This window comes from Kitasatospora sp. NPDC030952, assembly GCF_055571335.1.
This window is the reverse complement of record NZ_JBVIFM010000027.1, coordinates 24,935-39,971: the sequence shown is the minus strand read 5'-3', so window position 1 is coordinate 39,971 and position 15,037 is coordinate 24,935. Positions and strand designations below refer to the sequence as shown.

At 76.1% G+C, this 15,037-nt stretch carries 2 protein-coding genes; both read right to left on the bottom strand.

Annotation, left to right across the window (positions count from 1 at the left end):
* Nucleotides 1-100: 100 nt before the first annotated feature.
* Nucleotides 101-7,246, bottom strand: coding sequence for an amino acid adenylation domain-containing protein (locus ACZ47G_RS33435; protein WP_465749237.1), 7,146 nt, complete (start codon nt 7,244-7,246; stop codon nt 101-103).
* The gene (locus ACZ47G_RS33430) at nt 7,243-15,033 is read right to left on the bottom strand and encodes an amino acid adenylation domain-containing protein (protein ID WP_465749235.1); all 7,791 of its coding nucleotides are present in this window, start codon (nt 15,031-15,033) and stop codon (nt 7,243-7,245) included. Before ACZ47G_RS33430 ends, ACZ47G_RS33435 begins: the two co-directional genes overlap by 4 nt.
* Nucleotides 15,034-15,037: the final 4 nt, after the last annotated feature.

Sequence of the window (15,037 nt, the reverse complement as noted above, 5' to 3'; positions counted from 1 at the left end):
CCGGGGTGGAATTTCCGGGGCGGCCGCCGGTTCTTTCAGGATGGCCGTTTCGGGACGGCCGGTTCAGGACGGCCATTTCAGGACGGCTATGTCAGGACGGCTATGTCAGGACGGCCGACAGGGTCTTTCCGATGAATGCGGCCGGCGCCGGTTCGAGCATCGAGTCGTGGTCGCTGTCGACCGGGTGCCGGAGGATGCGGCCGGTCACGTGCTCCCGCCAGGACTCCGCGTCCGGGTCGCCGGGGGCGAGGCCGCGGGTGGCCGTGAACAGGAGCAGGTCGCCCCGGTAGTGGCCGGGCCGGTGGGCGTCGCCCAGCAGGCTGTGGGTGCGGATCACCCCGAGCAGCCTGACCAGCTCGGTCTCGTCCAGTTCCGCGAGCGCGTTGCCGGCCTCGGCGAGGCGTTCGCGGGCGGTGGCGAGGTCGACCGGGCCGTCGCCGGGGAGGCCGGCCCGTTCGAGCAGTTCGGTGAGGACGGCCGCGTCGTCCGGCGCGTCCTCGGCGGGCGAGCCGCTGCCGGGGTAGCCGTCCAGGTCGGCGAGCAGTTCGACCTGTTCGCCGCGGGCCTGCAGCTGGACGGCGATCTCGTGGGCGACGACCCCTCCGAACGACCAGCCGAGAATACGGTAAGGCCCCTGCGGCTGGATTTCCAGCATTTCGCCGAGATATTTTCCGGCGATTTCCCGAACGGACTCCGGGGCCTTTTCCGAGGAGCGTACCCCGGCCGCCTGGAAAGCGTACACGGGAATGTCCGCGTCAATTTCCGCGGCGAGGGTCAGGAACGGCCAGCCGAGTCCGACGGCGCCGTGCACGCAGAACAGCGGTCGGCCGGTGCCGGTCGGGCGGACGGCCAGGACGGGCGCGAACGGGTCCTCGGGCACACCGGTGCCGTCGACCGTGCCGGCCACCAGGGCCAGCCCGGCCACGGTGCGGTGCGCGAAGACGTCGGCGGGGGTGAGCGACAGCCCGGCCGCGCGGGCCCGGCTGACCAGCTGGATGGACTTCAGGCTGTCGCCGCCCAGCTCGAAGAAGCCGTCCTCGGCCCCGACCTCGTCCAGGCCGAGCACCTCGGCGAACACCCGGCCGAGCGCGAGTTCCACCGGCCCGCTGGGGGCGCGGCCGTCCGAACGGGCCACCGCCCGGTCGCCGGCCCCGGGCGCGGGCAGCGCCTTGCGGTCCACCTTGCGGTTCGGGGTGAGCGGCAGCGCGTCCAGCGGGACGTAGCCGGCCGGGAGCATGTACTCCGGCAGCACGGCCGCCAAGTGGGCCCGCAGCGCGGCGGGTTCGGGCCGTTCGGGGCCGGCGGGCACCAGGTAGGCGACCAGCCGGCGTTCGCCGGGCGAGTCCTCCCGGTCGATCACCGCAGCCTGTCCGACCAGCGGATGGTCGGTCAACACGGCCTCGATCTCGCCGAGTTCGATCCGGAAGCCGCGGATCTTCACCTGGTGGTCCACCCGGCCGAGGTAGTCGACCGAGCCGTCCGGCCGCCAGCGGGCGAGGTCCCCGGTGCGGTACATCCGGGAGCCGGGCGGCCCGTACGGGTCGGCGGTGAAGCGTTCGGCGGTCAGGCCGGGGCGGTCCAGGTAGCCCCGGGCCAGGCCGGTGCCGGACAGGTACAGCTCGCCGACCACCCCCGGTGGCACCGGGCGCAGCGCGGCGTCCAGCAGTCGGACCTGGTTGCCGGCCAGCGGCCGGCCGATCGACGGGGTGCCGGTGTGGTCGGGCGGCAGGTCGACGGCGAGCGAGTAGATGGTCGTCTCGGTCGGACCGTACAGGTTGGTGACCTTCGCCGCGGCGCCGGTCAGCGCGGCGGCCAGGGCCGGGCTGAGGGCCTCGCCACCGGTCAGGGCGTGCACCCCCGCCAGCGCGTCGGGCCGCGTGGTGACCAGGGCGTGCCACAGCGTGGGGGTGGCCTGCATGACGTCCGCGCCGGCGGTGAGGGCCAGGTCGGCCAGCAGCTCCGGGTCGCGGACCGTGTCGTGCGGGGCGAGCACCAGCCGGGCGCCGCCGAGCAGCGGGCAGAAGAGCTCCAGGTTGGCGATGTCGAAGCCGAAGGTGGTGACGGCCAGCAGGCTCCGCCCCGGCCGCAGGCCGAGCCACCCGGTGAGGTCCAGCAGGTGGTTGGCCAGCGCGCGGCGCGGCACCACGACGCCCTTGGGGCGGCCGGTGGAGCCCGAGGTGTAGATGACGTACGCGGCGTGCTCGGGCCGTACCGGTCCGGCCAGTTCGGCCGGGCGCAGGTGGTGCGCCGCCTGGCCGTCGACCAGGGCGCGGGTGGCCGGGTCGTCGAGCCGCAGGAGCGGGCCGGCGTCCAGGCCGGGGACGGCGGCGGCCACCTCGGCCGTGGTGACGGTCAGCACCGGCCGGGCGTCCTTGACCATCCCGGCGATCCGGTCGGCCGGGTAGGACGGGTCGATCGGCAGGTAGGCGGCGCCGCTCTTGATCACCGCGAGTGCCGTCACCACCAGGTCGGCCGAGCGCGGCAGGGCGATCGCGACCAGTTCGTCCGGGGCCGCGCCCTGGGCGACCAGGGTGCGGGCGAGCCGGTTGGCGCGCTGGTGGAGTTCGGCGAAGTCGAGCCGCTGATCGGCGAATTCGAGGGCGACGGCGTCCGGGTGGGCGTCCGCGGTGGCCTCCAGCAGGGCGGCCAGCGGCTGCCCGTCGCCCAGGGCCTCGGTGCCCGTCCCGACCGCCCGCAGCTCCTCCTGCTCGCCGGGCAGCAGCACCGGTGCGGCACCGATCGGCCGGTCCGGCTGGTCGACCAGGGCGCCCAGCAGGTGCACCAGCCGGTCGGCGAGGCGCTGGGCGCCGGCCGCGCTGAACAGGTCGGTGCTGTACTCCAGCCGGCCGTCCAGCCCGCCGGGGCCGTCCGGCCCGGGGAGTTCGGCGAGTTCGAAGCAGAGGTCGAGCCGGGCCACGCCCAGCTCGGCCGCGCCCGCCTCGGCGGTGATGCCGGGCAGCTCCAGCCGGGCGGCGGCGTTGTTGTGCAGCGCCAGCAGGGTCTGGAACAGCGGGTTGCGGGCCGGGGCGCGCTCGGGGCCGAGGGCGTCGACCAGCTTCTCGAACGGCAGGTCCTGGTGGGCGTAGGCGGCCAGGTCGGTGGCCTTGACCCGGTCCAGCAGTTCGCGGAAGGTCGGGGCGCCGGACAGGTCGGTGCGCAGCACCAGGGTGTTGACGAACATCCCGACCAGGTCGTCCAGGGCGTCGTCGGTGCGGCCGGCGATCGGGGTGCCGAGCGGGATGTCCTCGCCCGCGCCGAGCCGGCCGTACAGGGTGGCCAGCGCGGCCTGGAGCACCATGAACAGGCTGGCCCCGCTCTGCCGGGCCAGGGCGACCGCCCGCCGGTGGAGTTCGGCCGGGACGGCGAAGCGCACGCTCGCGCCGCGGTAGCCGGTGGTGGCCCGGCGGGCGGTCTCCACCGGGAGCTGGAGCTCGTCCGGGATTCCGGCCAACCGCTCCTTCCAGTAGGCGGTCTGGCGGGCGATGAGGGACTCCTGGTCGCCCTCCTCGCCGAGCAGTTCGCGCTGCCAGAGCGCGTAGTCGGCGTACTGCACCGGCAGCGGCGTCCAGGCGGGGGCGCGGCCGGCCAGCCGGGCGGCGTAGGCGGTGGAGAGGTCGCGGGCGAGCGGGCCGTTGGACCAGCCGTCGCCGGCGATGTGGTGGATCACCACGACCAGCAGGTGGTCCTCGGGGCCGGCCGCGAGCAGGGTGGCGCGGATCGGCGGCCGGTGCGCCAGGTCGAAGCTGCCGGTGGCGAACTCCTCGGCGGCCCGCGTGAGTTCGCGCTCGGCCAGTTCGCGGACGGGCAGCTCGACGGCGGCCTCGCCGACCGACAGGACGCGCTGGTACGGCAGCCCGTCGCGGTCCGGGAAGACGGTGCGCAGGCTCTCGTGCCGCTCGACCACGTCGGCGAGCGCGGCGGTCAGCGCGGCGCGGTCCAGCGGTCCGCGCAGCCGCAGCGTCCAGGGCAGGTTGTAGGTGGCGGAGGGGCCCTCCAGCCGGTCCAGGAACCAGAGCCGCTGCTGGGCGTACGACAGCGGCAGCAGCTCCGGGCGCTCCCCGGCGGTCAGCGCGGGGCGGACGGCGTCCTGGGTGAGCCGGCCGGCCAGCGCGGCCACCGTGGGGGCCTCGAACAGGGTGCGGATCGCCAGTTCGGCGCCGAGCAGCGTGCGCACCCGGCTGACCAGCCGGGTGGCGAGCAGCGAGTGGCCGCCGAGCTGGAAGAAGTCCTCGTCGATGCCGACCCCGGGCAGGTCGAGCACCTCGGCGAAGGCGGCGCACAGCACCTCCTCCTGGGGGGTGCGCGGGCCCCGGCCGGTCGAGGCGGCCAGGTCGGCCTCGGGCAGCGCCTTGCGGTCCACCTTGCCGTTGGGGGTCAGCGGCAGGGCGTCCAGCACCACCAGGGCGGAGGGCACCATGTACTCGGGCAGGATCGCGGCGGCCGCCGCCCGGCCCCAGGCCGGGTCGAGGTCGCCGGTGACGTAGCCGACCAGCCGGGCGTCGCCGGCCCCGCCGCGGCGGACCACCACCACGGCGTCGCCGATCCGGTCGATCGAGCGCAGCGCGGCCTCGACCTCGCCGGGCTCGATCCGGTGGCCGCGGATCTTGACCTGGTGGTCGACCCGCTCCAGGAACTCCAGCTGGCCGTCCGGCCGTCGGATCACCCGGTCGCCGGTGCGGTACATCCGGGCGCCGGGCAGCGGGCTGAAGGGGTCGGTGACGAACACCGCGGCGGTGCGCCCGGGCTGGTCCAGGTAGCCGCGGCCGACACCGCGGCCGCCCACGTACAGCTCGCCGGGGACGCCGTCCGGGACGGGGCGCAGCGCGTCGTCCAGGACGTACAGACCGGTGCCGCGCACCGCCCGGCCGATCGGGGCCCGGACGGAGTCCAGCTCGGCCGGGGAGCCGATCACGGCGTGGGTGACGTCGTCCGAGCACTCGGTCGGCCCGTACGCGTTGACCAGCGGGATCGCCGGGTAGCGGGCGAACCAGCGGTGCGCCAGGTCGGCGGGCAGCGCCTCGCCGGTGACGACCAGCTTGCGCAGCCCGTCCAGTACGGGCGGCCTGGCGCCGTCGTCCCAGCTGTCCAGGACGGCCCGTAGCAGCGAGGGGACGACCTCCAGCACGGTGACGCCCTCGGGGGCGACCAGGCCGAACAACGCCTGGGGGTCGGCGGCGAGTTCGCGGCCGGTGACCCGCAGCCGCCCGCCGACGACCAGCGCGGAGAGCATCTGCCAGACCGAGATGTCGAAGGTAACCGGGGCGTTGTGGACCAGCACGGTGCGCTCGTCCAGTTCGAGGTCGGCGATCTTGGCGAACAGGTGGTTGACCATGCCCGCCCGGTGCACCATGGCGCCCTTGGGGCGGCCGGTGGAGCCCGAGGTGAAGATGACGTACGCCAGGTCGTCGCCGGCGCCGCGCGGGGCGGGCAGCCGCTTGGCGGTGTCCGTGCCCAGCTCCAGCACCGGGACGTCCAGTCCGGCCTCGGCCAGCAGTTCGGCGGCCATGGCGCGCTCGCCGGGGCCGGCCAGCAGGGCGCTGATGTGCGCCTCGCCTGCCAGGACGGCGCCGCGCTTGACCGGTGCGGCGACGTCCAGCGGCAGCCAGGCGGCGCCGGCGCCGAGCACGCCGAGCACGGCGGTGACGAAGCCGCAGCCGGGCTGGGCCAGCACGCCGACCGGTCCGGTCCCGGCGCCCGCGGCGACCAGCGCCCGGGAGAGGGCGCCGGCCCGGCCGGCCAGCTCGCGGTAGCCGAGCCGCTCGGTGCCGTCGGAGACGGCGATCGCGGCCGGGGTGGCGCGGGCGAACTCCTGGACCCGCGCCACCACGTCCGTCCACGGGTCGGTCTCGGCCGGCTCGGGGGCGGGGACGGCCAGCCGGGTGCGCTCGCCGGGCAGCAGGAGGTCCAGCCGCCCGAGGGGGCGGTCCGGCTCGGCCTGGGCGGTGCGCAGCACGTGCAGCAGCCGCTCGGCGACGACGGCGGCCTCGGCCGGGGTGAACCGGGCGGTGTCGTAGCCGATCTGAAGCCGCAGCCGCTCGCCGGGCAGGGCCATCAGGCTGAGCGGGTAGTGGTTGGCGTCGCCGGCCCGCAGACCGGTCAGCCGCAGCCCGGCGACCTCGCCGGCCAGCGCCTCGGGGTCGAGCGGGTAGTTCTCGAAGACCAGCACGCTGTCGAAGAGGTCGCCGACCCCGGCGAGGCGCTGGATGGTGTTGAGGCCGAGGTGCTGGTGCGGGAGCAGCAGGGACTGGCGGTCCTGGAGGGCGGACAGCAGGTCGGTGAAGCTCCGCGCCGGGTCCAGGTCGACCCGGACCGGCAGGGTGTTGATGAACAGCCCGACCATGCCCTCGACCCCGGGCAGCTCCGGCGGGCGGCCGGAGACGGTGCCGCCGAAGACGATGTCGCGCAGTCCGGTCAGGGTGCCCAGGACGGTCGCCCAGGCGCCCTGCACCACGGTGTTGACGGTCAGGCCGCGGCTGCGGGCCCAGCCGGTGAGCGCGGCGAACTCCTGCTCGTCCAGCTCCACGGCGTGCTCGCCGGGCATGCCCCTCGGTGCTTCCGGGGCGCCGGCCGCGCCGGACAGCCGGGTGGGCTCGGTGAAGCCCTCCAGCGCGGCCGTCCAGGCCGCCTCGGCCGCCGCGCGGTCCTGCCGGGCCAGGTGGGCCAGGTAGGACTTGTACGGGGCGGGGCGGGGCAGCGAGACGCCGCCGTCGGCGTAGCAGGCGAACAGTTCGCGCACCACGATGGGCATGGACCAGCCGTCGAAGACGATCTGGTGGGAGGTCAGCACCAGCCGGTGCCGCCGGTCGGCCAGCCGCAGCAGGCTGAAGCGCAGCAGCGGCGGGCGGGCCAGGTCGAAGGGGCGCAGCCGGTCGCGCCGGCAGAGCTCCTCGCTCTCGGTCTCCCGGGCGGCGGCGGGGACGGCCCGCAGGTCGACCTCCCGCCAGTCCAGCGGGACCTCGCGCGGCACGATCTGCACCGGGTCGCCGTTCTTGCGGTAGCGGAAGGCCGCCCGCAGGTTGGGGTGGCGCTCCAGCAGGGCGCCGACCGCGCCGCGCAGCCGCGCCGGGTCCAGCTCGCCGGCCAGGTCCAGCACCAACTGCACGGTGTAGACGTCGAGTTCCTCGCGGTGGTACTGCGCGTGGAACATCAGGCCTTCCTGCAGCGGTGCGACCGGCAGGATGTCGCTCAGATTGGAGCTCCGCGCGGGTCGTCGCCCGGTGCGGGGCTCGGCCGAGGCCGTGGTCACAGCTCGTCCCCCCAGTCGTCCATCTCGTCCTCGAATTCGTCGATCTCGTCCTGGCTGAGTGCCACCAGGTCGAGGTCGGACGGCGTCCAGCCGCCGGCGCCCGGCTCCCGGGTGTGCCGCACCAGGGCCCGCAGGGCGGCGAACCAGCCCTCGGCGAGGTCCTCGGCGTCGGTCTGCGCCATGGCCTGGCCGGCCCAGGTCCAGCGGGCGCTGAGCCGGGGTCCGTCCGGGCCGTCCTCGGTCACCGCGTTGACGTCCAGGACGTGCGGCAGCGGCATCCCCGGGTCGGCCCCGGCGGCCAGGGCGGCGGACTGCCCGGTCAGCGACCAGTCCTCGCCGGTGGGCGCGGGCAGCCGGCCCAGGTAGTTGAAGCCGAGCTGCGGCCGGGCGGTGCCGGACAGCTCCTCGGCGCTCCCGCTGCCCAAGAACCGCAACAGGCCCCAGCCGAGCCCGTGCGCGGGCACCATCCGCAGGTGCTCCTTGACCAGCTTGAGGCTGTGCCCGGCGGCGGGACCGCCGGCCAGTGCCTCCGCGAGGTCCACCGCGCCCGGGTCCAGCCGCAGCGGGTAGGCGGTGGTGAACCAGCCGACCGTGCGGGAGAGGTCCACGCCGGGGGCGAACTCCTCGCGCCCGTGGCCCTCCAGCTCGACCGGGACCGGCCCCTCCGGCCGCCCGGTGCGCCGCCGCCAGTCGGCGACGGCGAGCGCCAGGGCGGTCAGCAGCACGTCGTTCACCTCGGCGTGGAACGCCCCGGTGACCTCGGTGAGCAGCGCCGCCGTGGTGTCGGCGTCCAGGACCAGGTGCAGCGTCCGGGCGGTGGCGAAGGTGTCCACCGCCGGGTCGGCGGCCCGGTGCCCCAGCGGGGCCTCGGCCGCGGCCGACTCGGCGCGCCACCAGTCGAGTTGGGCGCGCGTCCCGGGCTCGGCCGCGGTGCGCTCCAGCAGTCCGGACCAGTGCCGCAGCGAGGTGCCGACCGGCTGCAGCCGCACCGGCTCGCCCGCCCGGACGGCGCCGTGGGCGCGGGCCAGGTCGGGCAGCAGCACCCGCCAGGACACCCCGTCCACCACCAGGTGGTGCAGGGTGAGCAGCAGTTCCCCGGCGCCCCGGTGCCAGAGCGCCTGGACCATCACGCCCTCCCACGGCACCAGCCGCTGCCGGGCCGCGACCGCCTCGGCCGGCCAGTCGGGCGCCGGGCCGTCGATGACCCGCAGCAGGGCGGCGGCGTCCACCGTGCCGGCCTCGGTGATCAGCAGCGACCAGTCCGGCAGCAGCCGCATCCGCAGCCCGTCGTGGTGGTCCAGCACGGCCTGCAGGGCGGCGGTCAGCGACTCCGGGGTGGCGTCGGCCGGGGTGCGGACCAGGACGGCCTGGTGGAAGCCGTCCACCGGCCCGCCGAGTTCGCGCAGCCAGTGCCCGATCGGCAGCTGGCCGAGCGGGCCGACGCCGTCGTCGGTGCCGACCGTGACCGGCACCCCCTCGCCCTCGCCGTCGCGGGCCACCACGGCCAGTGCCGCCGGGGTCCGGTGGGTGAAGACGTCCTGCGCGGTGACCACCAGCCCGGCCGCGCGGGCCCGGCTGACCAGCTGGATGGAGACGATGCTGTCGCCGCCCAGGTCGAAGAACCCGTCGTCGGCGCCGACCTCGGGCAGTCCGAGCACCTCGGCGAAGACCGCGCAGAACGCGGCCTCCCGGGCGTCGGCGGGGGCCCGGCCGGTGGAGGCGGCGGCGTAGTCGGGCGCGGGCAGCGCCCGGCGGTCCAGCTTGCCGTTGCCGGTCAGCGGCAGGGTCTCCAGCGGGACGAACGCGGAGGGCACCAGGTAGTCCGGCAGCTCCGCCGCGAGCGCCGCCCGCAGCTCGCCGACCGGCAGGCCGGCCGGGGTCACGTAGGCGACCAGCCGCTTGTCGCCGGGGCGGTCCTCGCGGACCACCGCGGCGGCCTGCTCGACGCCCGGCTGGGCGAGCAGCGCGGTCTCGATCTCGCCGAGCTCGATCCGGAAGCCGCGCAGCTTGACCTGCTCGTCGACCCGGCCGACGTAGTCCAGCTGGCCTTCGGCCGTCCAGCGGACCAGGTCCCCGGTGCGGTACATCCGGTCGTTCAGCCCGCCGTACGGGTCGGCGGTGAAGCGCTGGGCGGTGAGCTCCGGCCGGTGCAGGTAGCCGAGGGCCACCCCGGCGCCGGCCACGTACAGCTCGCCGATCACGCCCGGCGGGACCGGCCGCAGCGCCTCGTCCAGCACGTACACCCGGGCGCCGGCCAGCGGTCGGCCGATCGGCGGCTTGACCGCTCCGGCCAGTGGTTCACTGACGGTGGCGCAGACCGTGGTCTCGGTCGGGCCGTACGCGTTGAGCATCCGCCGGCCCGCGGACCAGCGCTCGACCAGTTCGGGCGGGCAGGCCTCGCCGGCCGTGATGAGGGTCAGCCCCTCGGGCATCGGCAGCCCGACCGGCCAGGCGGCGAGCACCGTCGGAGGCAGGCAGACCACCTCGATGCCGGCCTTCGCGACCAGCTGGGCGAGCGGCTCGCCGGGCGCCCGGTCGGCCTCGGCGGCCAGCACCAGGACGGCGCCGTTGAGCAGCGCGGTGAGCAGCTCCCAGGCGGCGGCGTCGAAGCTGAACGAGGCGAACTGCAGCAGCCGGGTGCCCTCGCCGACGCCGAACCGGTCGTGCTCGGCGGCCAGCGCGGCCACCGCCCGGTGCGGCACCAGCACGCCCTTGGGGCGGCCGGTGGAGCCGGAGGTGTAGATCACGTACGCCGGGTGGTCGGGCCCCAGCGGGGTGGTCCGCTCGGCGTCCTGCGGGTCGTGCCCGGGGGCGCCGGCGATCGCGGCGGTGGTCGCCGGGTCGTCCAGCAGCAGCACCGGCGCGGCCGGCCGCTCGGGCAGCCGCCCGGCCACCGAGCCGTGGCTGAGCACCGCCAGCGGGCCGGAGTCCGCCAGCAGGTAGGCGATCCGCTCGCGCGGGTACGCCGGGTCGACGGGCAGGTAGGCCGCGCCGGTCTTGAGGACCGCGAGCACCGCGACGACCGCGTCGACCGTGCGCGGCAGCGCCAGGGCGACGATCCGTCCGGGGCCCGCGCCCAGGGCGATCAGGTGGTGGGCGAGCCGGTTGGCGCGCTCGTTCAGCTCGCCGTAGCCGAGCTCGGTGCGCACCGCGCCGTCCTCGAACCAGCGCAGCGCGGGCCGCTCGGGCGCGCGCCGGGCCTGGGCCTGGAACAGCTCCGGCAGCCGGACCGCGCCGACGGTGGTCGGCGTGGCGGCCCCGCTCCAGGAGCCGAGCAACCGCTCGCGCTCCTCGGGCAGCAGGGCGTCCAGGCCGCTGAGCGGCCGGTCGGGCTCGCCGGTCAGCAGCCGCAGCAGGTGCGCCAGGCGGTCCGCCAGGCCCTGCGCGGTCCGCTCGGTGAACAGGTCGGTGCTGTACTCCAGGGTGCCGGTGAGGCCGTCCGGCTCGCCCGACGCGCCGTACTGCTCGACGAGTTCGAAGGCCAGGTCGAACTTGGCGGTGCCGTTGCCGACCGGGCTCACCTCGGCGGTGATCCCGGGCAGCTCGGGGCGGGCCCCGGCGTTGTTCTGGAAGGCCAGCATCACCTGGAAGAGCGGCTGGCGGGCCAGCGAGCGGCCGGCGCCGAGCCGGTCGACCAGCCTCTCGAACGGCACGTCCTGGTGGGCCAGGGCGGCGAGCACGGTCTCCCGGGCCCGGCCGACCAGGGTGCGGAAGGTCGGGTCGCCGCCCAGGTCGGTGCGGAGCACCAGGGTGTTGACGAAGAAGCCGACCAGGTCGTCCAGGGCGTCGTCGGTGCGGCCGGCGACCGGGGTGCCGAGCGGGATGTCGGTGCCGGCGCCGAGCTTGCCGAGCAGGACGGCCAGTGCCGCCTGCGCCACCATGAACGGGCTGGCGCCGGACTCGCGGGCCAGCTCGGTCAGGGCGCGGTGCGCCGCGGCGTCCAGCCGCAGCGGCACGGTGGCGCCCCGGTAGCTGGGCACCGCCGGGCGGGGGAAGTCGACGGGCAGCGCCAGCTCTTCCGGGAGGTCGGCCAACTGACCGGCCCAGTAGTCGAGCTGACGACTCATCAGACTGTCCGGGTCGTCCGGCTCGCCGAGCAGCCGGCGCTGCCAGAGCGTGTAGTCGGCGTACTGGACGGGCAGTTCGGCCCACTCCGGGGCACCGCCGGCCAGCCGGGCCCGGTAGGCGGCCTGGAGGTCGCCGACCAGCGGGCGCACCGACCAGCCGTCGGCCGCGATGTGGTGCTGCACCAGCAGCAGCACGTGCTCCTCGACGCCGGTCTCGAACAGCACCGCGCGCAGCGGCGGTTCGGCGGCCAGGTCGAAGGGCGCGCCGGCCCGGGCGGCCAGTTCGGCGTCCAGCTGCTCGGCCGGACGGCCCGCGAACGGCACCACCGGTAGCTCGGGGCCCGCCTCGCCGACCGGGAGCACCCGCTGGTGCGGGCGGCCGTCCTCGGCGGGGAAGACGGTGCGCAGGCTCTCGTGCCGGGCCACCACGTCGGCCAGCGCCTCGGCGAGGGCCGCCCGCTCCAGCGGGCCGGTCAGCCGGACCGCGTGCGAGAGGTGGTAGGTGGCACCGGCGGCGTCCAACTGGGAGAGGAACCACAGCCGTTGCTGCCCCGGGGAGAGCGGGACCAGCTCCGGCCGGGGGCCGGCCACCAGCTTCTCCCGGGCCGCCTCGGCACCGTCCAGGGCGAGGGCCAGGGCGTACGGGGTGGGCGCCTCGAACAGCGTCCGGATCGGCAGCTCGACGCCGAGCCGGGCGCGCAGCCCGGTGACCACCCGGCCGGCCAGCAGCGAGTGCCCGCCGAGCTGGAAGAAGTCCTCGTCGGCGCCGACCTCGTCCAGCTCCAGCACCTCGGCGAAGAGCGCGCACAGCAGCGCCTCGCGCTCGGTGGCCGGGGCCCGCCGCTCGCGGCGCAGCGCGCTGAAGTCCGGCAGCGGCAGGGCCTTGCGGTCCACCTTGCCGTTGGGGGTCAGCGGCAGCGCGGCCAGCGGCACCAGCACGGCCGGGACCATGTAGTCGGGCAGTGTGCGGCCCAGTTCGGCGCGCACCCCGGCCGGGTCGGCGCCGCCGGTCAGGTGGGCGACCAGCCGGGTGCCGCCGGAGGGGTCCCGGGCGACGGTGACCACCGCGTCGGCCACGCCGGGCACGGCGCGCAGCGCGGCCTCGACCTCGCCGGGCTCGATCCGGTGGCCGCGGATCTTGACCTGGTGGTCGACCCGCTCCAGGAACTCCAGCTGGCCGTCGGCCCGGTGCACCACCCGGTCGCCGGTGCGGTACATCCGGGCGCCGGGCGCCGCCGCGTACGGGTCGGCCACGAAGGCGCCGGCGGTGCGCCGCGGGTCGTTCAGGTAGCCGCGGCCGACGCCGCGCCCGCCCACGTACAGCTCGCCGGGCTGGCCGGCCGGGACGGGCTGCAGCGAGTCGCCGAGCACGTAGAGCCGGGTGTCGCGGACCGGGCGGCCGATCGGGGCACGCACCGAGTCCAGCTCGGCCGGGGAGCCGATCACGGCGTGGGTGACGTCGTCCGAGCACTCGGTCGGGCCGAAGGCGTTGACCAGCGGGATGCCGGGGCGCAGCGCGAACCAGCGCCGGGCCAGGTCGGCGGGCATCGCCTCGCCGGTGACCACCAGCCGTCGCAGCGCCGCGAGTCCGGGCAGCGCGGCGCCGGCCTCCCAGGAGTCCAGGGCGGCGCGCAGCAGCGAGGGCACGACCTCCAGCACGGTGACGCCCTCGGCGTCGGCGAGCGCGAACAGCGCGCCCGGGTCGGCGGCGAGCTCGCGGGAGACCACGCGCAGCCGGCCGCCCGCGACCAGCGGGCTGAGCATCTGCCAGACCGAGATGTCGAAGGTGACCGGGGCGTTGTGCACCACGGTGTCGGCCTCGGACAGCTCCAGGTCGGCGTGCTTGGCGAGCAGGTGGTTGACCATGCCGTCGCGGTGCACCATGGCGCCCTTGGGGCGGCCGGTGGAGCCCGAGGTGTAGATAACGTAGGCCAGTTCGGCGGGGCCGCCGGCGGGCGCCAGCAGCTGCTCGTCGCGGGCGTCGTCGAGGGTGAGGACGGCGGGGCGGTCCGGCAGGGCGCCGAGCAGGGTGTCGACGTACGGCCGCTGGTCCGCGCCGTGCAGCAGGACGGCGGCGCCGGCGGCCTCCACCAGGGCGGCGCCGCGGGCGGCCGGGGCGTGGACGTCCAGCGGCAGCCAGGCGGCGCCGGCGCCGAGCACGCCGAGGACGGCGGTCACGAAACCGGTGCCGGGGGCGGCGGCGATCGCCACCAGCCGGTCCGGTCCGGCGCCGGCGTCGAGCAGTCGGCGGGAGAGGGCGCTGGCCCGGGCGACCAGCTCGGCGTAGTCGAGCCGGCCGGCGTCGTCCTGGACGGCGACGGCCCGGGGCTGCGCCAGGGCGAGGGCACGGATCCGGGGCAGCACGTCGGTGAAGACCTCCGGCTGCTCCCCGTAGCTGTTCCACTCGACCAGGACGCGCTCGCGCTCGGCGTCGGGCAGCGCGGTGATCCGGCCGACCGGCAGCTCGGTGGAGACGGTGGCGAAATCGGCGAGGTAGCCGAGCAGGGCGTCGCGGAAGAGGTCCAGCCGCTCCTGGGGGTAGCGGTCGGCGTCGCCGTCGACCCGCAGTTCGCAGCCTTCCGTGCCGTTGTCCAGGAAGAGGATCTGGAGGTCCGGGACGGGGCCGGTGGACAGGTTGCGGACCTCGGCGCGGCAGTCGCCGAGGGCGAACTCGCCGCCGGTCTGCAGCACGTTGACGGTCGGGCCGAAGGTGCGGCCGGCGTCGCCGGTGAGTCCGAGCTCGCGGCGGATGGCGTCGTGCCGGTGGCGCTGGTGGCGCAGTGTGCCGCGCAGAGCGGCGGCGACCTGGGTGAGCAGGCCGTCGCGGCCGAGCGCGGGGTGCGCGGAGAGCGGCAGCGGCAGGAAGTTGGCGCGCATGCCGGGCACGGACTGGGCGAGCGGGGTGGTCCGGGCGGCGACCGGCAGGGTCAGCACGACCCGGTCGGTGCCGCAGAGCTGGGCCAGGCAGCCGGCGGTGGCGCCGATCAGCAGGGTCTGCCAGGTGACCCGCTCGGCCCAGGCGGCGTCCTGCAGCCTGGTGACGGTCTCGGACGGGATCAGGCCGCTGCTGCGCAGGGTGGCCCGGGCGGGCGTGCCGAGGTGGCCGGAGAGCACGGTGGGCTCGATGCCGTCGGCCAGCCGCTCGGCCCAGTAGGCGCGGTCGCGCTCGTGGGTGGCGGAGGCGAGGTAGTCGCGCTCCTCGGCGAGCAGTTCGGCCAGGGTCGGGTCGGTGGCGGGCTCGGCGTCGGGCAGGTCGTACTCGGCGGCGAGCCGGCGGTAGACCAGGGTGCGGCTGAAGCCGTCCAGCAGGATGTGGTTGGCCTTGACGTACAGCCAGGCCAGTTCGGGGCCGATCAGCAGCAGGGTGGCCGCGAGGGAGTCGGGGCCGAGGCTGGACGGGAGCCGCCGGTCGGCCTCCAGAAACGTTTCAGCGGCGGCCAGCGGGTCGGACTCACCGGTCAGGTCGAGCACCGGGAGGGGGCGCTCGCGGGGCGGCTCGACGATCTGCACCGGCCGGCCGTCGCGCTCGGCGAAGCGCACCCGCAGGCACTCGGTGCGGTCCTGCACCCGCTGCCAGGCGGCCCGCAGCCGGTCGTGGTCCAGCGGGCCGGTCAACTCCAGGCAGTCCGCCATGGTGAACACCGGGTTGCCCGGGTCCAGCTGCTGGGCGAACCACATCTCGCGCTGGGCATCGGACAGCGGCAGCTCTTCGGGATGCACTGCT